Source organism: Paeniglutamicibacter sp. GQ140 (genome assembly GCF_059759235.1).
The window spans coordinates 109920-130753 of record NZ_JCAXDW010000001.1; the positions used below are offsets into that span (position 1 = coordinate 109920).

General features: G+C 65.5%; 22 protein-coding genes. 10 read left to right on the top strand and 12 right to left on the bottom strand.

Annotation, left to right across the window (positions count from 1 at the left end; translation table 11 throughout):
* Positions 1–76: 76 nt before the first annotated feature.
* Positions 77–955, bottom strand: coding sequence for a universal stress protein (locus tag AC6CHY_RS00505; RefSeq protein ID WP_217387523.1), 879 nt, complete (start codon positions 953–955; stop codon positions 77–79).
* A gap of 5 nt (positions 956–960) precedes the next feature.
* A complete protein-coding gene (locus tag AC6CHY_RS00510) occupies positions 961–2385 on the bottom strand; it encodes a flavin monoamine oxidase family protein (RefSeq protein WP_217387522.1) in 1425 nt (474 codons plus the stop codon).
* A 109-nt stretch (positions 2386–2494) separates the two neighbouring features.
* On the opposite strand from AC6CHY_RS00510, the gene AC6CHY_RS00515 reads away from it, so the two are divergent.
* The 3 genes from AC6CHY_RS00515 to AC6CHY_RS00525 all read left to right on the top strand — a co-directional run bounded on the left by AC6CHY_RS00515 (position 2495) and on the right by AC6CHY_RS00525 (position 5536).
* Positions 2495–3169, top strand: coding sequence for a TetR/AcrR family transcriptional regulator (locus AC6CHY_RS00515; protein ID WP_498225086.1), 675 nt, complete (start codon positions 2495–2497; stop codon positions 3167–3169).
* 435 nt (positions 3170–3604) lie between these two features.
* A complete protein-coding gene (locus tag AC6CHY_RS00520; protein ID WP_217387520.1) occupies positions 3605–4600 on the top strand; it encodes an NADP-dependent oxidoreductase in 996 nt (331 codons plus the stop codon).
* A 72-nt stretch (positions 4601–4672) separates the two neighbouring features.
* On the top strand, positions 4673–5536 hold the full coding sequence (locus AC6CHY_RS00525) for an alpha/beta fold hydrolase (protein ID WP_498225087.1): 864 nt from the start codon (positions 4673–4675) through the stop codon (positions 5534–5536).
* Positions 5537–5617: 81 nt separating this feature from the next.
* Here the strand turns inward: AC6CHY_RS00525 and AC6CHY_RS00530 are convergent, their stop codons facing one another.
* Both AC6CHY_RS00530 and AC6CHY_RS00535 read right to left on the bottom strand, forming a co-directional pair.
* On the bottom strand, positions 5618–6169 hold the full coding sequence (locus AC6CHY_RS00530; RefSeq protein ID WP_254455758.1) for a PaaI family thioesterase: 552 nt from the start codon (positions 6167–6169) through the stop codon (positions 5618–5620).
* Between the two features lie 63 nt (positions 6170–6232).
* Positions 6233–6835 (bottom strand): TetR/AcrR family transcriptional regulator, encoded by a 603-nt coding sequence (locus tag AC6CHY_RS00535; RefSeq protein ID WP_498225088.1) that lies wholly within the window; start codon positions 6833–6835, stop codon positions 6233–6235.
* A 176-nt stretch (positions 6836–7011) separates the two neighbouring features.
* On the opposite strand from AC6CHY_RS00535, the gene AC6CHY_RS00540 reads away from it, so the two are divergent.
* The 3 genes from AC6CHY_RS00540 to AC6CHY_RS00550 all read left to right on the top strand — a co-directional run bounded on the left by AC6CHY_RS00540 (position 7012) and on the right by AC6CHY_RS00550 (position 9328).
* The gene (locus AC6CHY_RS00540) at positions 7012–8088 is read left to right on the top strand and encodes an alkene reductase (protein WP_498225089.1); all 1077 of its coding nucleotides are present in this window, start codon (positions 7012–7014) and stop codon (positions 8086–8088) included.
* A gap of 63 nt (positions 8089–8151) precedes the next feature.
* On the top strand, positions 8152–8862 hold the full coding sequence (locus AC6CHY_RS00545; protein WP_498225090.1) for an SDR family oxidoreductase: 711 nt from the start codon (positions 8152–8154) through the stop codon (positions 8860–8862).
* Between the two features lie 226 nt (positions 8863–9088).
* Positions 9089–9328 (top strand): LapA family protein, encoded by a 240-nt coding sequence (locus tag AC6CHY_RS00550; RefSeq protein WP_498225091.1) that lies wholly within the window; start codon positions 9089–9091, stop codon positions 9326–9328.
* Between the two features lie 96 nt (positions 9329–9424).
* On the opposite strand, the gene AC6CHY_RS00555 is transcribed toward AC6CHY_RS00550, so the two are convergent.
* The 3 genes from AC6CHY_RS00555 to AC6CHY_RS00565 all read right to left on the bottom strand — a co-directional run bounded on the left by AC6CHY_RS00555 (position 9425) and on the right by AC6CHY_RS00565 (position 10747).
* On the bottom strand, positions 9425–9787 hold the full coding sequence (locus AC6CHY_RS00555; protein WP_217387515.1) for a hypothetical protein: 363 nt from the start codon (positions 9785–9787) through the stop codon (positions 9425–9427).
* Between the two features lie 203 nt (positions 9788–9990).
* Complete coding sequence (locus tag AC6CHY_RS00560) at positions 9991–10491, bottom strand: DUF456 domain-containing protein (RefSeq protein WP_498225092.1); 501 nt, start codon at positions 10489–10491, stop codon at positions 9991–9993.
* 67 nt (positions 10492–10558) lie between these two features.
* Positions 10559–10747: a hypothetical protein gene (locus AC6CHY_RS00565; RefSeq protein ID WP_217387513.1), complete on the bottom strand. Its 189-nt coding sequence runs from the start codon at positions 10745–10747 to the stop codon at positions 10559–10561.
* Positions 10748–10953: 206 nt separating this feature from the next.
* Between AC6CHY_RS00565 and AC6CHY_RS00570 the strand changes: the two genes are divergently transcribed.
* Genes AC6CHY_RS00570 through AC6CHY_RS00585 form a run of 4 tightly spaced genes read left to right on the top strand, consistent with a single transcriptional unit; the run spans position 10954 to position 15825 of the window.
* A complete protein-coding gene (locus tag AC6CHY_RS00570; protein WP_217387512.1) occupies positions 10954–11712 on the top strand; it encodes a LamB/YcsF family protein in 759 nt (252 codons plus the stop codon).
* Positions 11709–13364 carry a 5-oxoprolinase subunit B/C family protein gene (locus AC6CHY_RS00575; RefSeq protein ID WP_498225093.1) on the top strand — a complete coding sequence of 552 codons (1656 nt, stop codon included), beginning with the start codon at positions 11709–11711 and terminating at the stop codon, positions 13362–13364. Before AC6CHY_RS00570 ends, AC6CHY_RS00575 begins: the two co-directional genes overlap by 4 nt.
* Entirely contained in the window at positions 13361–15103 is a 1743-nt protein-coding gene (locus AC6CHY_RS00580; protein ID WP_498225094.1) for an acetyl/propionyl/methylcrotonyl-CoA carboxylase subunit alpha, read from the top strand. Before AC6CHY_RS00575 ends, AC6CHY_RS00580 begins: the two co-directional genes overlap by 4 nt.
* Before the next feature lie 41 nt (positions 15104–15144).
* The gene (locus AC6CHY_RS00585; protein WP_217387509.1) at positions 15145–15825 is read left to right on the top strand and encodes a GntR family transcriptional regulator; all 681 of its coding nucleotides are present in this window, start codon (positions 15145–15147) and stop codon (positions 15823–15825) included.
* Between the two features lie 29 nt (positions 15826–15854).
* Here the strand turns inward: AC6CHY_RS00585 and AC6CHY_RS00590 are convergent, their stop codons facing one another.
* From AC6CHY_RS00590 to lysA, 5 genes are all read right to left on the bottom strand, one after another.
* Positions 15855–16619 (bottom strand): SurA N-terminal domain-containing protein, encoded by a 765-nt coding sequence (locus AC6CHY_RS00590; RefSeq protein WP_498225095.1) that lies wholly within the window; start codon positions 16617–16619, stop codon positions 15855–15857.
* Positions 16620–16741: 122 nt separating this feature from the next.
* On the bottom strand, positions 16742–17551 hold the full coding sequence (locus AC6CHY_RS00595) for an amino acid ABC transporter ATP-binding protein (protein WP_498225096.1): 810 nt from the start codon (positions 17549–17551) through the stop codon (positions 16742–16744).
* Positions 17548–18519, bottom strand: coding sequence for an amino acid ABC transporter permease (locus AC6CHY_RS00600; protein WP_498225097.1), 972 nt, complete (start codon positions 18517–18519; stop codon positions 17548–17550). Before AC6CHY_RS00600 ends, AC6CHY_RS00595 begins: the two co-directional genes overlap by 4 nt.
* Complete coding sequence (locus AC6CHY_RS00605; RefSeq protein WP_498225098.1) at positions 18506–19447, bottom strand: ABC transporter substrate-binding protein; 942 nt, start codon at positions 19445–19447, stop codon at positions 18506–18508. The genes AC6CHY_RS00600 and AC6CHY_RS00605 overlap by 14 nt, the downstream gene beginning before the upstream one ends.
* A 67-nt stretch (positions 19448–19514) precedes the next feature.
* Complete coding sequence (gene lysA / locus AC6CHY_RS00610; protein ID WP_498225099.1) at positions 19515–20819, bottom strand: diaminopimelate decarboxylase; 1305 nt, start codon at positions 20817–20819, stop codon at positions 19515–19517.
* Between the last annotated feature and the right edge of the window lie 15 nt (positions 20820–20834).

The window sequence follows — 20834 nt, forward strand, 5'->3', positions numbered from 1 at the left end:
TTGGTTTCCTTCATCCAGGCGGTGCGGCAAACGACCCCGAAGGGGAACGCGCCGCACCATCATGCGGTGATTGGTGCTAGGACCGTGCCGGCCCCGTTTTGTAGTTCTTGGGAACCACCACCAGCGGAACCGGCAGGGTCCGCAACATGCGTTGGGCAGTGGAGCCCAGGAAGAGCCGGCGCTTGCGCGCCAGCCGGCTCGAACCGACGACGGCAATTTCCCCGTCTTCCCATCCCAATTCGGCAATGGCATCGTCGATGCCGGTGCCGGAGGCAATGGAGATCTCGGCTGCGACGCCCAGTTCCGCCACGACCTCGGCGACGCTTGCCCGGGCCCGGGAGATGGACTCGTCCAGGTCCGCGCCGCGTTCGTTATTGTCGTCCTGGGCCACAAGGGACACGACCCGAAGCTGCAGGTCCTGGTGGTGCGCGGCGGCAGCGGCCGCCTGCACCACCCCCTTGGCCCCGGGGCGGGTGCCCACCAGGGCGGTGACCCGGCGCAGCTGGCCGTTGGCCCTCTCCAACGAGTCAACGGCCTCGGGGGAACCCATGGCCACGGGGATCGGCGAGGCGTGCAGCAGCGCGCTGGCCACCGATCCCGGGGCAAAGAACCCTGCCATGTGGCGCTTGCGGCCGCCCAGCACGATGGCCCGTGCGCCGGTCTCCGTGGCCATGGAAATCAGGCCCTGGGCTGGGGAGCCTACCGCCCGGGCAATCACGCGGGCGCTGATGCCCGGAGGGACCAGGGCGAGCGCTTCCTTCGCCCACAGGTCGACCTTCTCGGCCAGGATGGAGCAATACCCGTGGTCGCCGCCCGGGTACACCGCGGAGAACGGGGTGCTTTCGGGCAGGACGATGGCAAGGTCAAGGTGGGCAGCGGGGCCGCCCAGCGCGGCGGCCAGGGCAATCGCCTCGGCGCCTCGGGCATCCGCGGTGTATCCAACAAGGAGGCGCATGGTGCTTAGGCGTCCAATGCCGCGAGGGTGCCGAACTTGGAGACGACACCGTCGTAGTCCTTGTCGCACTCCGTGCCGTCCACCGCGGCGACGATGCGCGCGGCAGTTCGCCGCCCCATGCGCACCGCGCCGTCGACGTGTTGGTAGCCCTCGCCGGCCAAATCCGAGGAGGAGAAGTAGATCGGGCCGACGTTCTTGTTCTGGTCCGGTCCGAAGCGGAACAGGCCGCCCAGGTCGTAGCTGGTGGCGTACGCCCCGCGGGTCCATTCCTCGGCAGCGAAGTCGGAAAGGTAGAACACTTCCGGATCCAGCGCCTTGTCCCCCAGGAACCCGGCGATGCCCTGGAGAATGGCTTCCCTGCGCGCGGCCTCGTCCAGGGCAAACATGGCGTCGGCCTGGGTGTCGGAGATGAACCCGACCAGGGTGCCGGTGGATTCCCCGTGGTAGGTGTTGTCGTAGACCTCCTGCACGATCGAGGACGGACCGAAGCAGGTGCCCGAGAGCCCCTCCTCGCGCCAAAACGGAGTCTCATATACGGCATGGACCTTGATGACCAGGCCCATGGACTGGTGCTGGTGGGTCACGTGCTGGCGGCGCGGCAGCGGCGGGTTGTAGGAAATGCGCGAGTACAGGTTCGGCGGAACCGCAACGATGACCTTCTTGGCGTTGACGCTCACGTCCGCGCCGTGGGCGGTCACGCCCGAATCGGACCAGTCGAGCTTGAGCACCGGGTTGTTCAGGAAGACGTCTTCGCCCAGCCGTTCGGCCACGGCGATCGAGACGCCCTGCATGGTGCCGACGATGCGGCGGTCGAGGATGAAGTCCTCGTCGACGAGGTTGGAGAAGGATCCGGCGGAGGCGGACATCAGCAACGCCTGCAGCGCGGAGAAGGTGTGGGCGGGCTTGGTGAGCATGCCGCCGGCGATGAACAGCCCGACGTTGTTGCAGGCAACCTCGTCGCCGGAAATGTTGCGCAGCCAGTGGTGGAAGGAGATCTTGTCGAGTTCCTCGGCCTGCGGGTGTTCCCACGGGGCGTCCGGGTCGACCTCGGTGGTGAGGCGATCCATTTCGGCAATGAGCCTGTTCATCTCGGCCACGGTGGACTCGGCCACCGGAAAGTCTTCCCCGGAATAGACGGTGCGGGTGCCGTCTTCGGCCAGGTAGACGGAGGCGCCTTCCTTGTGGCGTTCGAAGGTCTCGATGCCCAGTTCCTCGATCAGCGAGTACAGGCCGGTCTGGTCCGGGGAGATCCACTGGCCGCCGATCTCGATGGTGGCACCGTCCATGTTCTGGCTCCAGGTGCGGCCGCCGACGCGGTCGCGTGCCTCAAGCACTGCGACGGTCTTGCCGGCCTTGCGCAGTTCGTAGGCTGCGGTCAGGCCTGAGGGACCCGCTCCGATGATGACGACGTCGCGATCCAGGGTTGTCATGGCTTCCACTTCTTTCGGTTTTTAAATGAATGGCATTCATTTACTAGACTGGTTCCATGGTAGGCCATAAAGTGCAGTATTGTGAAGTAGGCCACGTCAGGAGCGGACTTTGAACCAGGAAGCAGCAGCACAGGCCGGGGCGCCCCGTCGCCGCGCCGGCCGTCCGCGGTCGGTGGTGCTCGACCGGGACCTCATTGCCCGGGCCGCCCTGAAGCTCGTTGTGGCGGGGGGCTATTCCACCCTGACCATGTCCGCGGTGGCAAAGTCGCTGGGCGTCTCCCCGTCAGCCTTGTACAACCACGTGGAATCCAAGCAGGAACTCATGCAGTGGATCCAGGAAATCGTGATGGACGGGGTCGATTCCTCGGTCTTTGAAACACTGCCATTGGACGAGGCCCTGGCGGAATGGGCGGTGACCTACCGGGACATCTTCGCCGGACACGCGCCGCTGATTCCGCTGATCGCGGTCCTGCCGGTCTCCGGCTCCCCGCGTACGCAGGAAATGTACGAAAAGGTCGCCGCGGGATTCACCCGTGCCGGCTGGAAGCAGGCCGAGATTGTCCCGGCCATCGTGGCGCTCGAATCGTTTATTTTCGGATCGGCCCTCGACGCCACCGCGCCCCTGGACATCTTCGACCCGGGCGAAAATGCCGGAAAAATGCCAAGCTTCGAAAGCGCCCTGGAGGCGCAACGGGCGACGGGCCGAAACAGCGCCGACACCGCCTTCATGACCGGACTCAGGGCCATCATCGCCGGGCTCATGGACCAGGCGGAGCTCGCCTAGAACCACGGCCAGGGCCCGACAGTTTCTCGCTCTTGACTTAATAAATGAGTGCACTCATAATTGAGTATGATCGTATTGTCCGATTTCGGGTAACACAAGGTGTGAGGAAACATGGCGGCCAGCTCGATCAACGGCAATCCCCGGGGCACTCCCCCGCACAACTGCCCGAGGCTCGACGGCAAGGCCCGCTGGCCGTCGCCTCCCAGATGAGCCAAGGATCGCTCCTGGAGAGAATGACGTTAGGGCCCCTACCTCCGTTATCGACGCAGCGGCAAGACATTTGCGAACTTGCTCGGTGCGAATGCTTCCCGGCTCCGGGCACGGCGCCGTGGTTCAAAAGCACATGATCCTCACGCACGGGGTCCTCACGTTCCCCGAACGCCGAACAACATCAACACCATCCAAAGACCCAACCCAGACAGGAGCCCATGCGCCATGAAAGCGTTCGTGTTCAGCCAGTACAAGCAACCTCTCCAGCAAGTAGATGTCCCAGAACCCGCCGTGGGTGACCACGATGTTCTGGTGCGGGTAGCCGCCGCCGGCGTGAACCAGCTCGATGCGAAGATCATAGAGGGCGAGTTCAAGGCGATCCTGCCCTACTCGTTGCCTCATGGGATCGGGCACGACATGGCGGGTAGCGTCATCGGCATCGGCGCGAATGTCACCGGATTCAAGATTGGCGACGAAGTCTACGCCCGGGTGGCCAAGGACCAGGTGGGGACGTTCGCCGAACGGGTGGCAGTCGCCGAGGCGGATCTGGCGTTGCGACCCACCTCCATTACCGTGGCGGAAGCAGCGTCCCTCCCGCTGGTGGCGTTGACCGCCTGGCAGGCCCTGGTGGTCAAGGGGAAGCTAAAGGCTGGCCAGAAGGTGCTGATTCACGCAGGCGCCGGAGGTGTCGGGTCATTGACGATCCAGCTGGCCAAGCACCTCGGCGCCCATGTTGCCACCACGGCCTCGGCCGCCAATGCAGACTTCGTTCGCTCCCTGGGTGCCGACGAAGTGATTGATTACCGCAGCCAGGACTTCGAGAAGGAGCTTTCCGGCTACGATCTGGTCCTTGATTCCCTGGGTGGCGAGAACCTGGAAAAGTCGCTGCGGATCCTGAGGCCCGGAGGAAAGGCGATCGGGATTTCCGGTCCACCGGATCCGGCGTTTGCGAAGGAGGCGGGACTAAACCCCCTGCTGCGACTGGTCACCACGGGACTGAGCAGCAAGATCCGCCGACAGGCCAGGAAGCTCGGCGTATCCTATGAATTCTTGTTCATGCACCCCAGCGGTGAACAGCTGCGCAAGATTTCCGCGCTCATCGATGACGGCGCCCTGCGCCCAATCGTGGGTGCGACCTTCCCCTTCACCCAGACGCCGCAGGCGGTTCAGTCGCTGTCCAAGGGCGGAATGCGCGGAAAAGTCGTCGTCGTCAACGACTGAGTGCCACCGGCCCGGATCCGGTACCGGCAACCATCTCCACCTCCATCAGCATCTTCAACAAGGAGAACCACCATGACCACCAGCAACGAGGTGGAACCGGTCATCGAGTCCTATGCCATGGCGCCGACCAAGAGCATCACCGTTGGCCGGGAAACATTCGCCTACCGGGAGCTGGGCCCCAAGGGCGGGATCCCGGTCGTCTTCTTCGTGCATTTGGCCGCCAACTTGGATAACTGGGATCCACGCATCGTTGATCCCATTGCTCGGAGTCGGCATGTAATCACTTTCGACCAGCTCGGCGTCGGCGCGTCCTCCGGGCGAGTGCGCAAAACACTCGAGGAAGCCGCCGACGACGCCTATGAATTCATCACCGCCCTCGGGTTCGAGACGATCGATGTCTTTTCCTTCTCGATGGGTGGATTCATCGCCCAGGACCTGATCGTCAAGCACCCCGATCTGGTGCGCAGGCTGGTGCTGACCGGCACCGGACCACGCGGCGGCAAGGACATCGACAAGGTCGCGGGGGTGACCTACCGCGACATCCTGCGCGCTGCACTCGCGCGTTCGGACCCGAAGGAGTTCCTTTTCTTCAACCGCGACGCTGCAGGGAAACGGGCAGGGAAGGCGTTCATTGGTCGTCTCAAGGAACGCACAGGCAACCGCGATGCCGCCATCTCCACCAAGGCACTCCAAACCCAGTTGAAGGCCATCCAAAAGTACGGGCGTTCAGAGCCATCGGATCTCTCGGTGATCACCCGGCCCACGCTGATCGCCAACGGCGACAACGACCGGATGGTCCCCACGGTTCTGTCCGAGGAACTAAACCGTGGCATCGCCGGAAGCGAGCTGATCATTTATCCGAACTCCGGGCACGGCGGCATCTTCCAGTTTCACCAGGATTTCGCTCCCATCGCCGCGAAATTCTTGGCCGCCTAAATGGCGGTGCTTCCCCTCGAAACGGATGGGCCGCACCGCAAACTTCTTCTGCAGTGCGGCCCATCCGGCGATGCGTAGACGCTATTGAATCGCCGGACCGGGCCGGGAGTCCGGGACGGCACCGTCCGGGTAGATGATCAGGCAGGTGCTCGAGGCGGTGGCCAGCACCCGGCCTTCCGCGTCCCGAATCTCGGCATCGGCGAAGGCGACCGCCTGACCGCGTCGGGTGACCCAGCCATGCGCGGTGACGGCGCCTGTTTCGGCAGTGATCGGACGCAGGAAAGAGACCTTGATTTCCAGGCTGGTGTATCCCACTCCGGCCGGAAGGGTGCTGTGCACGGCACATCCGCACACGGAGTCCAGCACCGTGGCGAAGAAACCGCCGTGAACCGATCCGATCGGGTTGTAGTGCGATTCGTCCGGCTGCGCTGTCATCACGACGTCCCCGTCGGTGACGTCCACGAACTCCAAACCGATGTGGCTGCTGATCGGCGGTGCCGCGATGCGCCCTTCGGCCATGGCGCGCAGCTGCTCGAGCCCGGTCCGCTCGAACAGCCTTGTCTTATCCGCTTCGGGGACCTGGTAATGGATCGTCCGCGAACGGTTCGCCGGTGGCGTGGGCCTTGCTGACATCGTTGGATCTCCACATGCTCGATACGGGTAATGGTTGCTCGGGCTCGGCGACTCGGCTACCGCCTAGCGCGGAAGTATGGCAGAAACCTGCGTCCTGATGGCATCGATGACCTCAACGGTGCTCCGTTGCGCATTCATGCTCGCGGCCATCGTGAGGAACATGACCGCGGAGACAACACCTGCAAGTGTTGTCGCTTCGCTTTCACCGATGCGCTCATGCCGGCCAAGGACCGCTGCGAGTGCCTCCTGGGTTTGGGCGACAATTTCCAGGGCCTCGGCATGGCGCGGTTCGGCGGGGTCACCGAAGACCATCTCACGCAGGTACGTGCGCCCGTTCTCGACCTGCACGCGGTTGCATTCAACTACTGGCGTCAATATTGCCAGCACCGCCTCAAGCACATCTGGCGTTTTCGCGGCCGCTGCCTGCCCGCGCTCCAGCGCGAGGGCATAGTGCGCGTTCTGGACAAGCAGCAGCAATTCGCCCTTGGACTTCGCGTACAGGAACAACGTTCCGGTGCCGATGTCTGCCCTCTCGGCAATCTGCTGGGTAGTGACGTCCTCGATCCCGTGCTTGGCGAACAATTCACTGGCTGCGGCGGTGATGCGCTCGAGCTTTTCCAGCTTGTTGCGTTCGCGCCGACCGAGCTGTTGGGACGGCGATGACATGTGGTGATCCTCTCGAAATAAATTATGACCGCACTCAGTTATGAGTATAGTCGTTAGTGATCGGGATCGGCATCCCGATCAGGCAATCATTATCCCACGATGAATCGGTTCTATCGGATGGCAACCAGGCACGACCGCCGCATCCGGCCCTCCCCAGCAAAGGAAACACCTACCCCATGACAACTTCATCCTTGTGGCAGCCCTTCTCCCTGGGCCGCATCCAGTTGCATCACCGCCTTGCTCTGGCCCCCATGACCCGAAATCGCGCAAATGCCGACGGCACCCCGGGTGATCTGGCTGCCGAGTACTACGGACAGCGCGCCTCCCTGGGACTGCTGATCACCGAGGGAACCCAGCCGTCGGAGGACGGACAAGGGTATTTCAACACTCCGGGCATCCACACCCCCGCGCAGGTTGAAGGGTGGCGCAAGGTCACCGATGAGGTGCACGGACGCGGCGGGCACATCTTCATCCAGCTGATGCACGTGGGGCGGATATCGCATCCGGACAACACCGCGCACCGTCGGAAGGCTGTGGCTCCGTCGGCGATTGCCCCGGACGATGAGATCTTCACTCCCACCGGCCGCCAGCAGGTCCCGGTCCCGCGCGAGCTGGGCAGCGGGGAGATCGGCGGGGTCATCGAGGAGTTCCGCCACGCGGCGGCCTCGGCGATCGCAGCCGGGGCAGACGGCGTGGAGATCCATGGCGCCAATGGCTATCTCCTGCACCAATTCCTCTCCCCGAACGCCAACCAGCGCACCGACGCCTACGGCGGATCGGTGGAAAACCGCGCTCGCTTTGTCATCGAGGTTGCCGCCGCCGTGGCCCAGGAGATCGGAGCCGACCGCACGGGCATTCGCATCTCCCCCGCCTTCCCGCTGGGCGGGCTCAACGAGGGTGGCACCGAGGCGGTGCGCGCCCAGTACCGGTACCTCGTCGGTGAACTCGCGAAGCTGAACCTGGCGTATCTGCACGTGCATCATCTCGGCGACGACGAATTGCTGCGCTCGTTCCGCGAGCTGTGGCCAAGCGCCCTGCTGGTCCTCCGCTACGGGCGCGAGCGGGAACAGATCGCTTCCGACATCGACGCAGGTCTCTCCGATGTCGCCCCGCTGGGCCGCTTCGCCCTGGCCAACCCCGACATCGTTGAGCGCCTGCGCTCCGACGCAACGCTGAACGAGATCGTGCCAACGACCATTTATGGCGGTGGCGCCGCCGGGAACACCGACTATCCAGCACTCAGCCAATCCTGACCCCACCACCCCTGGGAAAGCGCGACTGCGCAATCCTGACGCAACAAGAGAAGGAACCTCCCCATGACCTCATTGAACGGAGCCGTGGTCCTCGTCACCGGGGCGAACGGCGGTATCGGCACCCACTTCGTACGCGAGGCCCTCGCCCGTGGAGCGGCGAAGGTCTACGCCACCGCCCGCACCCCACGGCAATGGGACGACGATCGGATTGTGCCGCTCACCCTGGATGTCACCGATCCTTCATCGATCCGGGCCGCACTGGCGGCCGCCGGGGACGTGACGGTACTGATCAACAACGCCGGCACCTCGATCTCCACCCCGGGCATCCTTGCCCACACCGACGAGGAGATTCGCCGGAACGTTGAGACCAACTTCCTGGGCCCGCTCTTCCTCTCCCGCGCCTTCGCCCCGGTCTTGTCAGCCAAGGACAACGCGGCGATCATCGACATCCACTCGGCCTTGGCCTGGTGGGCAGTGGCGGGAATCTACTCCGCGACGAAGGCTGCCCTGTGGTCGGCCACGAACTCCCTGCGCCTGGAGCTTGCTCCGGCGGGAGTCCAGGTCCTGGGCGTGCACGTCGGATACGTGGACACCGCAATGGCCGCACACGCCACCGATCCGAAGGTGGACCCGGCAGACCTGGTGGCTACGGTCTTTGATGCACTCGAAGGCGGCGAGCACGAGGTCCTCGCGGACCAGACGTCGGTTCAGCTCAAGGCGGCCCTCAGTGCCCCCTTGGAATCGGTCTACCCACAGCTGGCCGTCAAGAATTAGCAGGAACCAGCTGTAGGTGCCCCAGGCGACGGCCGGATGGTGGGAAAGCAGGATCCCTCGTCATCCGGCCGTCGATTCCTGGCAGGTGAAGGGCACCTAGGCATCACGTTCCCGCACCGGAATGAATTTCCAGCCGGCTGCAGCACCGTCGAATCACTCCGGCGGCTGCAAGGAGCCAACGCAATGGCCCACGTGTCGGGCCGCGGGATTCGACTACCCTGTTGACATGAGCGAAACCCCCGGCAGCACCAAGAACCCCGTCCTTCAATTCTTCGCGCGGCTCTCGGCCAAGAACTGGATCGCCATCCTCGGCGCGGCCCTGGCGGTCATCTTCATCCTGCAAAACCGCCAGCGGGTCCGCATAGAATTCTTGTTCCTCGAGATGAACGCCCCGCTGTGGATCTCCCTTGGCGCGGTGCTGCTCATTGGCTGGGTCGTGGGACGCTTCTCGTTCCGCAAGCGCTGAGCCTGCGTGCCCCGCAGAGCGCAAAACCGCCCCGCCGGAAGCACCCAAGAGTGGGGTGCGGCCCGACGGGGCGGCATGGGAAAAGTTGGAGTGGCCCTAGAGCGAGGTGCCCATGACCTGCATGAGCATCTCCGGATCGCCGTAGTTGTAGACGACCCAGCTCATTCCGCCGATGAAGGCGAGGGAAGCGACGCCCCATGCGGCCGAGAGCTTGGCCATGAAGCGGATTTCCGAACGGCTGACGGGCAGGCGGTCGGCCGAGTAGTCGCCGGCGACCTTGCTGAAGCGCTCGGCCGGGGTGATCGCCGCCATGGCGTTCAGGCTCACCAGGAAGTTGGAGGCGGTGTCGATGCTGCCGTCGATCAGGCGGGCGCGGGTCAGGTTGTTCTTGCGGTCCTGGGTCATTTCAGCAATGTTGGACCCATGGCGGGCCAACAGGATGTCTTCGCCAAGTGGCATTGTTCGACGCGCCAACCGCATTGCCTACCCCTTTATAATCTTCCAGCGGGGAAGCCGACACCCGCAATCATCTCAATCGTTACAACATTGAGATTACGTGCGAATTATCGACGAAAGCGCTAATAAGCACTTTCGGTTGGCAAGCTCACAGGGGTCTGTGGCCTGGGCCGCCCCATTCCCGTGGCGCCGCGCACATCCGCCGCTCAGCGCGTGGCGAAGTGCACGATCACGCCGATCATCCAGACCGACGAGGCCATGGCCGCGCAGCCGAATTCGACGAGGACGCCCAGCCCCATGGCCTTGAGTGCGGAACCGGAGGAGCGCAGCGCCGCCCGGAAATCCTTGCGACGCCCATATTCCCCCAGCACCAACCCCACGGCAAAGCCGATGAAGAGCCCGAGCACGGGGATCAGGAACATGCCCACGACCGCCAGCGCGATGGCAAGGGCAATGGAGCCGCGCGGGATCTTCTGCTGCTTGAGGTTCCTGCCGGTCAGCACCGTGGAGGCGCCCCAGCCGGCAAGCGCAAGGGCCATGCCGATGCCGGCGCACCACCAGGCGGCAGGGCCGCCCAGGATCCAGCCCCAGGCCAGCAGCGTGCCGATGGCAAGCAGGCTTCCAGGGAGCACGGGGACGATGGTTCCCACGACGGCAACGGCCAACAGCAGGCCGGCGACGACGGTGGTGATGATTTGGATATCCACGAGTGCAAGTCTGACATCCGTTTGGCCCCGTCGGGCGGGGCGCGCCGGTCAAGCGTGCGCGGCCGGCTCAGTCGTCGACGATGGCCCAGCTGCCGGCGGGTTTGTATTCGCTGTCGAAGATGTCTTCCCCGGCGCCGGGTTCCATGGGGTAGTTCTTGAGGTTTCCGGCCCAGTAGCGCAACGCCCGTCCGAGCTCGGCCTCGGGGTCCAGCTTCATCGCCTCGGTGTTCATGTCGACTTCGAAAATGAATCTCATGTCCCACATCCCTTGCTCAGTGCGACGCCATCCCGTGGCGTCACGCCCTGTAGTTTTCCCATCCTAGGCTCGCGGCGATCCGATGTGCCACGGCGAACCGCGCGGCCGGGAAACAACGCTCGGGAAAACCCGTTGCGAAAGATTGTTGAACAATCTGCGTTCATAGTGCATTCTTAAGGGACAACAACACGAGACGGGGGTCACAAATGCCTTACATCGACCTGAATTCCGACGTCGGGGAATCCTTCGGCAACTGGGTGATGGGCGACGACGCCGCAATCTTCACCTCCGTATCCTCGGCAAACGTTGCCTGCGGATTCCACGCGGGGGACCCCAGCGTCATAGCCCAGACCTGCCGCGACGCCGTCGCCGCGAACGTCACCATCGGTGCGCACGTGGGCTACCGGGACCTGGCCGGCTTTGGCCGCCGCTTCCTGGACTGCTCCCCCACCGAACTGGCCGACGACGTGCTCTACCAGCTCGGTGCCCTCGAGGCCCTGGCCCGCGCCGCAGGCTCGGGCATCAAATACGTCAAGCCGCACGGCGCCCTCTACAACACCATCGTGCACCACGAGGCCCACGCCCAGGCAGTCGTCGACGCCATCCGCGCCTTCGGCTCGGACCTGCCCGTGCTGCTGCTGCCCGGTTCCGTCGCCCTGGCCAAGGCGCAGGCCGCGGGCCTGCGCCCGGTTGCCGAGGCCTTTGCCGACAGGAACTACAACCCCGACGGGACCCTGGTTTCGCGCCGCGAGGCGAACGCCGTGCTGCACGACCCCGCACAGGTCACCGCGAACATGATCCGCCTGGCCACCGAAGGCACCATCGTTGCGGTCGACGGCTCCGTGATCCCGATGGACGCCGAGAGCATCTGCGTGCACGGCGACACCGCCGGTGCGGTTGCCATGGCCGCGGCAGTGCGTGCAGGGCTGGAATCCGCCGGCGTGTCGATCAAGAGCTTCGCATGAGCGTGACAGCGACGCGCTTTGCCGGAACCCGGTCGGTGCTTGTCGAGCTCTCCGACCTCGACTCCGTGCTGGCCCTCGACGCCCTGCTGGAGGCCTCTCCGCTGCCCGGACAACTTGACGTGCTTGCAGCGGCCTCCACCGTCTTCATCAAGGCCGATTCCTGGGCCAGCGCCCGGAGGATCGCCGCCGCCATTCCCGCCCTCGAGCTGGGCACGGCGCCGGAAAACGCCGGTTCCCTGGTCACCGTCGACGTGCACTACGACGGCGAGGACCTGGCAGAGGTCGCCAAGCTCACCGGCCTGAGCATCGAGTCGGTCATCAATGCCCACACCTCGCAGACCTGGCGCGCGGCCTTTGGCGGCTTCGCCCCTGGCTTCGCCTACCTGCTCGGCGAGAACCGCGCCCTGAACGTGCCGCGCCGCGACACCCCGCGCAAGGTCGTGCCCTCGGGCGCCGTGGCCCTGGCCGGGGACTATTCGGCCGTCTACCCCCGCCAATCCCCCGGCGGCTGGCAGCTGATCGGGCACACCGACGCGGTGCTCTGGGACCTGGATCGGGAGAACCCCGCGCTGATCCGCCCGCAGGACCGCGTGCAATTCACCGCCTCGCACACCTCGCTGAAGCTTTCCCCCCGCACCGCCGCCGCCCCCGCGCACGCGGCACCCAAGGCCGCTGCCGGGCACCTGGAAGTCCTTGATCCCGGGCTGCAATCCCTCATCCAGGACCTGGGCCGCCCGGGCCTGGGCAACCTCGGGGTCTCCGCCGCCGGGGTCGCCGACAGCTCCTCCGCCCGGGCCGCCAACCGCCTGGTGGGCAACGCCGCGGAAGCGGCGGTCATCGAAAACCTCCTGGGCTCGCTGGTCCTGCGCGCCCGCGGCGACGCGGTCCTGTCCGTCACCGGCGCGCACGCGCAGCTGCTGATCACCCCCGCGGAGGAGGACGACTTCCACGACGAGGAGCGCGCGCCTCAGATGAACGCGCCCTTCGCCCTGCTCGACGGGGAAACGCTCACGCTTCTCCCCTCGGGCTCCGGGCTGCGCAGCTACCTGGGCGTGCGCGGCGGCATCGACGTCGACCCCGTGCTCGGCTCGCGCTCCACCGACTCCATGTCGGGCATCGGCCCCGCCCCGCTCGCACCCGGGACCCTGTTGCCGGTCGGCACCGTCACCGGATCCCACGTGGTCGGAAACCCCGAGCCCTCCACGCTGCCGGTTCCCGACGCAGACGGCATCTACACGCTGCGCATCAGCTCCGGCCCCCGCGACGACTGGTTCGGCGAGGCCGGGCTGCGGCAGCTGACCGGCCAAACCTGGAGCGTCTCGGCCGAGTCCAACCGCGTAGGCGTCCGCCTGGCCCTGCCCGAGGGCTCCTCGCCGCTGAAACGCATCCGCACCGGGGAACTGTCTTCCGAAGGGGTTGCGATCGGCGCGCTGCAGGTTCCCCCCTCCGGCCTGCCCGTGCTCTTCCTGGCCGACCACCCGGTCACCGGCGGATACCCGGTCATTGCCGGGGTCATCGCCGAGGACCTGCCGGCCGCGGCCCAGCTGCCCCCGGGCTCGCAGCTTCGCTTTGAACTGGTCGACCCGCTCACCCAAAACCCACATGCTCCCCGGGCCGCCGGCGCCCCAAGCCACGAAGGAAACACCCCATGAAGAAAGTCCTGATCGCCAACCGCGGGGAAATCGCCGTCCGCATCGCCCGCGCCTGCGCGGATGCCTCGATGGTGTCCGTGGCCGTGTACTCCGACCCGGACGCGGATGCGCTGCACGTGCGCCGCGCCGACGAGGCATGGGCCCTGCACGGATCCAGCGGTTCCGAGACCTACCTGGACATGGCCAAGATCCTTGACATCGCCGCCCGCTCCGGCGCCGATGCGGTGCACCCCGGCTATGGCTTCCTTTCCGAGAACGCCAACTTCGCCCAGGCCGTCATGGACGCCGGGCTCACCTGGATCGGCCCTTCCCCCGAGTCCATCCGCGCGCTGGGCAACAAGGTCACCGCCCGCGAAATCGCGGTGCGGGCCAACGCCCCGCTGGTGCCGGGCACCGACGGCCCGGTTGCCTCGGGTGCCGAGGTACGCGCCTTCGCCCAGGAATTCGGCCTGCCGGTGGCCATCAAGGCGGCCTTCGGCGGCGGCGGGCGCGGCATCAAGATCGTGCGCAACTTCGAGGAAATCGACGACGCCTTCGAATCGGCCGTGCGCGAGGCCACCGTGGCCTTCGGCCGCGGCGAATGCTTCGTCGAGCGCTTCCTGGACAAGCCCCGCCACGTCGAGGCCCAGGTCCTCGCCGACACCCACGGCAACGTCGTGGTGGTGGGCACCCGCGACTGCTCGCTGCAGCGCCGCCACCAGAAGCTGGTCGAGGAGGCCCCTGCCCCGTTCCTGACCGATGCGCAACGCGCCTCCATCCATGCCTCGGCCAAGGCCATCTGCCGCGAGGCCGGCTACCATGGCGCCGGAACCGTCGAATACCTCGTCGCCCCCGACGGACTGATCTCCTTCCTCGAGGTCAACACCCGGCTGCAGGTCGAGCACCCCATCACCGAGGAAACCACCGGCGTGGACCTGGTCGCCGAACAGTTCCGGATCGCCGCCGGGGAGCCCATCAGCCTCACCGAGGATCCTGCCCCGATTGGCCACTCCTTCGAGTTCCGGCTCAACGCCGAGGACCCCGCCCGGGGTTTCCTGCCCGGCCCCGGCCGCATCACCGCCTTCGAGGCCCCGACCGGTGCCGGCATCCGCGTGGACTCGGGGGTGCGCACCAACTCGGTGATCCCCTCGCACTACGACTCCCTCATGGCCAAGCTGATCGTCACCGGCGCCACCCGCGCCCAGGCGCTGCGCCGCGCCAAGGTGGCCCTGGACGAAATGGTCATCGCCGGGGTGCCGTCCGTGCTGCCGTTCCACCGCGCGGTGGTGCGCAACGCCGACTTCACCAACAACGAGCGCTACGGGGTGTACACCACCTGGATCGAATCCGAGTTCGCCGAGGCACTTGCCTCCAGCCCGGAGATCGCCGCGGCCGAGCCAAACGCCGAGCGTGAGACCCTGACCATCGAGGTCGACGGCAAGGCCATGGACATCGGCCTGCCGGCATCCCTGGTCGAGGCCATCCGACACGGCGGAAACGGCGTGGCCATGGATGTTGCTGCCGAAAACGTGGCGGCAGCCTCGGACGCCGCTTCGCTGTTGGCGCCGATGAACGGAAACCTGGTCAAGTGGGTGCTCGACGACGGTGCCGCCGTGGCCGAGGGCGACACCGTGGCGGTGCTGGAGGCCATGAAGATGGAATCGAACATCACCGCCCACCGTGCCGGGACATTCACCCGCGGCTCCCAGGAGCCGGGAACCGCCATTGGCCGCGGCGAAGCACTCGGGGCCATCGCTTAATGCTTGGGGCTGTCGGGACGGCCTTGGATTAGATTGAAAGGATGCCAGTGAACGCCATGATGTCCGCACTTCCCCTGGCCGAGGGGTCAACCCACGCACACACCGGCGCGTGGGTTGCCGCAGTGCTCCGCTCACGCATTGCCGAGGGGCAGTTGCTCCCCGGCGCGAAGCTCTCCGAGCAGGCCCTCTCCGATGCGCTGGGGGTTTCGCGCAACACCCTGCGCGAGGCCTTCGCGGTCCTTGACCACGAGCTGGTCATCACCCGGATCCCCAACCGCGGCGTCTTCGTCACCTCCCCCGGGCCCGAGGGCGTGCGGGAGATTTACGGGGTGCGGCGCATGATCGAGCCCGCGGCCGTCCTGTGGGGCCCCGATCTGGACGTCGAGGCCCTGGCCGCGGTCATCGTGGACGCGCGCAAGGCCCTGGCGGCCGGCGACATTGCCCGGATGGCGGATGCCAACCAGTGCTTCCATGAGCAACTGGTCCGCGCCACCGGCAGCCAGCACCTGCAGGAACTCATGACCAAGGTCCTGGCGCAGATGCGCCTGGTCTTCCATGCCATGGGCGATGCGCCGGATTTCCACTCGCACTATGTGGAACTGAATGCCGGGCTGGTCCGGCTCCTGGCCGAGGGCAAGCGCGAGGAGGCTGCGGAGTCCCTGCGCGGCTACCTTGACCGGGCCGAGGCCGAATTGCTGGCCCACCTGGCCGACGACGAGTAGAGCCAAGCCATTCCGCCGGCCGGGCGGAGCTACATGTTCGTGGTGACCTTGGCGTCCTTGCGCAGCACCGCGACGTAGTCCTTCACGGCGGCGCCTTCCTTTTGGAGCTTGAGCTGCTGTTCGAGCTCGGGCTTGATCTTCTTGAAGGTGGGAGCCTCCGGTGCCTTGGCTTCGGCGGTTCCCTGGCCCTTGTACTGCTCAAGAACGACCTGGTAGGCGTCCTTGAGTTCCTTGTCTGTGGGCTTGAAGTCCCCGACTTCCCGGGAGATCAGCCGCCCCACCTCAAGCTGGGTCTTCAGTTGGATGCGGACCGCATCCTCGTTCAGGCCCTGCTTGTCCATGGAGGCCAGGAATTCCTTGGAATTCATGCCATTGGTCTTGGCCACGTCGGCCAGTGCCTGGTCGAGGTCCTTGGCCGTGGCGAAGATCTTTTTCTTCTTCGCCTGCTGAATCAGCAGCTCGGTGTTCACCAGGCCTTCGGCCGTCTGCGCGCGCAGCTGCGCCTGGTCCAGTTCCTGGCCGGAAAGTTGCGCCTGCTGCACCATCTGGGGGAACTGGCCCTCATAGATCCGGATGAAATCGGCCTTGGTGATCTTCTCGCCGTTGACCTCGGCAATGATCTCCGGGATCCCGGAGACATCCGGCGTCGGGTCCGCGGCTTCCGAAGGTGCCCCTTCGGCGGCAGGGGCGCTGGCTTCGGCAAGGGCCCCGGGTTCGTCCGCTGCACTACAGCCGGTCATGAGCGCCAGCGAGGCGATCAGGGACATGGAAACGATCCACTTCTTCTGCAACATAAACTCCCAGCGATTGAAACAACCCTTGGAACCCTAACAGGCGAAACCGGGCGGCCGCTGGACATCCCCTTGGGGTGCGTGCGGCGATATGGCCGGCACACGCACCCCAAGGGACGGCTGGGCTAGATAACGTTTTCCAGGAAGGCACGGGTGCGTTCATGGCTGGGGTTGCCCAGGACTTCTGCGGGTGCGCCGGATTCGACCACGACGCCGCCGTCCATGAACACCACCTCATCCGCCACGTTGCGGGCGAACCCGATCTCGTGGGTCACCACGATCATGGTCATGCCGCTGGCGGCAAGCTTCTGCATCACGTCCAGGACATCGCCCACCAGCTCCGGATCCAGGGCGGAGGTAGGCTCGTCAAAGAGCATCAGCTTCGGTTCCATGGCCAGGGCCCGGGCAATGGCCACGCGCTGCTGTTGCCCTCCGGAGAGCTTGGCCGGGTGCAGCCCCGCCTTGTCGCCCAGCCCGACCTGCTCCAGGAGTCCGTGGGCCTGGGCGATCGCCTGGGGCCTGGGGATCTTCCTGATTCCTATGGGTGCGGCGATGATGTTTTCCAGCGCGGTGAGGTGTGGGAAGAGGTTGAAGCGCTGGAACACCATTCCGATGCCCCGGCGTTGCCGTGCCACCTCGCGCGGCTTCATTTCGTGGAGCTTGCCGTTGCGCTGGGCGTAGCCGATGAGCTCGCCGTCAAAGTTGATCCGGCCGCCGTCGATGCGTTCGAGGTGGTTGATGCAGCGCAGGAAAGTGGATTTTCCGGAGCCCGAGGGCCCGAGCAGGCACATCACCTGACCGGCATCCACTTGCAGGTCGATGCCCTTGAGCACCTGGATCGGTCCGTAGCTCTTGCGCACCCCCTGGGCCTGGACCAGCGGCAGGCGGTTCTCGTCGGTGCGGATCAGGGACGGGGACTCAAGGATCGAGCTCATGTTCTGCTTCCTTTCTGGCTGCGGCGTGCGCGTCCTGCCAGGGCGAGTGCCCGGCCGATGGGCGTTGGCCCCAGTGCGCGGCTGCCCCTGCCGTAATGGCGTTCGAGGTAGTACTGGGGAACCGACAGGATGGAGGTCAGTGCCAGGTACCAGATGCTGACAACGATCAGCAGTTCCACCTGGTGCAGGTTCTGCGAGGATATGCGCGCGGCCACGGTGTAGAGCTCGGCCACTGCAATCAGGGAGAGCAGTGCAGTGTCCTTGAGCATGGAAATCGTCTCATTGCCCATGGGCGGGATGATGACCCTCATCGCCTGTGGCAGTTCCACTTTGAGAAGCGTGAACAGCGGGGTCATGCCCAGCGAATAACATGCCTCCTTTTGCCCGTGGTCGACGGAGAGCATGCCGGCGCGGACGATTTCCGCCGTGTAGGCGGCCTGGTTGGTGGTCAGGGCGATGACGCCGGCCACGAAGGCGGGAATCAACGCGTTGGTGTCGATGGTGAAGACGGTGAAGTCGGTGAAAGGAACCCCCAGCGACAGCTGCTTGTACAGGAGTCCCAGGTAACCCCAGAACACGATCTGCACCAGCAGCGGCGTTCCCCGGAACACCCAGACGTACAACCAAGCCACGGAATTGAGCACCGGGTTGGCCGAGAGCCTCATGAGTGCCAGCACGATCCCGAGGATGGTGGACAGGACCATGGTGATGATCGTCAGGGCCACGGTGAGCACCGCGCCGGCCACGATCCGGTCGCTGAAGAGGTACTTGGCGATCGTGGCGTGGTCTATGTTGGGGTTGCGCCACAGCGAGGTCGCCACCCCGATGACCGCCAGCAGGATGAGGCCGGCAAGGACCCACCGGCCGGGATGGCGCAGCGGGACGGCCACGATGTCGTGATCGCCTGGTTGCGCCGCGGCAGGCAGGGCGGGGGCGGGTTGCCGCTGCACGGTGCTATTTCCCGCCATTGTTCACACCTGCCTCGGCCACAGCAAAGTCACCCAGGTCGTACTTTTCCATGAGCTTGGCGTAGGTGCCGTCCTCGATCAGTGACTGCAGCGCCAGGTGCAGCGCCTCGGTGAGTTCCTCGTTTTCCTTCAGCAACCCGATGCCGGTGTAGACCGGGTTGTACCCGTTGGGGAACTCGGGGTCCTTGACCAGTTCGAAGAGCTTGCCGTCTCCGGCGGTGGCGGCGGCATAGGCGGCAACCGAGGCATCGACAACGTCGGCGACTGCCTTGCCCGAACGCACCGCCGTCTGGGCATCGAGCTCGGTGGGCAGCTGCACCAGCTCGATCGGCGCCTTCCCGGCGTCTTGGCACTCGCCCGCGTAGGAAACCAGGTACTCAACCTGCACCGTTGCCTTCTGGACCGCGACGGGCCTGCCGCACAGGTCGATGATGGACCCGATCCCTTCGGGATTTGAGGCATTGACCAGGATTTTGAACCCGGCATGGAAGTAATCCACGAAGTTCAACACCTTCTGGCGTTCGGCGGTGTCGTTCATCCCGGCGAAGATGATGTCGTTCTTCCCCGCTTGCAGTGACGGGATCGCGGTGTCGAAGGCCTGTTGCCGGAAGTCGAACTTCACACCCAGCTTTCCTCCCATGGCCTGGGACAGGTCGTAGTCAAGGCCGGTGGGGTTGTTGTTTTCGTCCAGCATTTCCATGGGCGGGTTGGGGATGTCGGCCGCCACGTTGATGGCCCCGGCGTCCTTGTACTTCGCCGGCAGTGCGGCCGCCGCGGCTGCGTCCACTTCGACGCTTACCTCGGGTGCCGGCGATTCGGCGGCAACTGGTTCGTCCGTGGCACAGCCGGTCAGGGCCAGGCCCATGGCAAATGCGGCGGTGGAAAGTATTGTCAGCCCGGAACGGCGGCTGTGGGCGGTGATGTTCATGGCGATGCGGTTTCCTTTGGGAGTGGAGTGCGAGAGGGAAGGAATGGACGGCGGCCCGGGGGCCGGCTTACCAGCGACGCTGCAAGGCCGGTTGCTGGGTGCGCAGCAGGTCTTCGTAGGTTTCCCTGGCGACCGCGAGCGTGGAGGACCCGTTGGCGCAGAAAATGACAGGCGGCTTGCAGGCCCCGTTGTAGTTGTTGGCCAGGGTGTAGGCGTAGGCCCCGGTCGCCGGCATGGCCACCAGGTCCCCGACTTGGGGGTCGGCCAACGGCACGTCCGCACACATCAGGTCGCCGGATTCGCATTGACGTCCCACGACGTCTGCGACCACGGTGGGCTCGGAGCCGATCTTGGAGGCCATCACGGCCTCGTAGCGTTGTCCGGTAAGGGCGATGTCGATGTTGTCGGCCATGCCTCCGTTGACTGCGACGAATGTCTTGCCCGTGTTTTTGACGGTGTTGACCGAATACAGGGTGATGCCGGCGCGGGCCACGAGCGAGCGCCCGGGCTCGATGATGAGCCTTGCCTCGGCGGGCAATAGCCGGGCTGCGGCCTCGGTCAGTGTGTCCAGGTAGTCTTCGACGCTCGGGGCGATCTCGTCGTAGGTGTATTTCACGCCCAGTCCCCCGCCCACGTCATAGGTGTCGAAGCTTCCGAATTCGGCAACGGATTTCACGGCCTGGGCAAATGGCTCGGTTTCCAGCACCTGCGAGCCGATATGGACGTGGATGCCATCGAAGTGCAGCAGGGGGTGCTGGGCGATGCGTTCGATGGCGCGGGTGATGTCGGCGGGGGGAAGGCCGAATTTCGAATCGCTGCCGCCGGTGACCTGCGAGGCATGTGTGGCCGGGGTAATGCCCGGGATCATCCGAAGCAGGACGTGTTGCTTTTTCGTCGCCATGGCCTCGAGCCGGTCCAGGTCGTTGAAGTTGTCCACGATGATCGCCCGGATGCCCGCCGCCAGTGCCATCTGGATTTCAGCATCGGACTTGGCATTGCCGTGCAGGTAGATGTTCCCGGGGTTGACGCCGGCGGTCAGGGCCATCATGAGTTCCCCGCCACCTGCAACGTCGACGCTGAGCCCCTCGGCCTGCGCGATCGCATACATGGCAACGCACGGCAGCGACTTGGAGGCGAAGAGCACCTCGGAGTTGGGGCGCCTGGACTTCATGCCTTGGACGAAGCGGCGGATCTGCCGACGCAGGCCGGTCTCGTCCATGATGTAGGCGGGGGTCCCGTATTGCCGGGCAAGTTCGCCGACCGGTACCCCGCCGATGGACAATTCGCCGGTGTCGGATACATCGGATTCCTCGGGGAGGATGTCCATCAACAAGTTGAGGTCCGGATGGCGCATTTGCTGGGTGACTGTCATGGTGGTGTGCCGTAT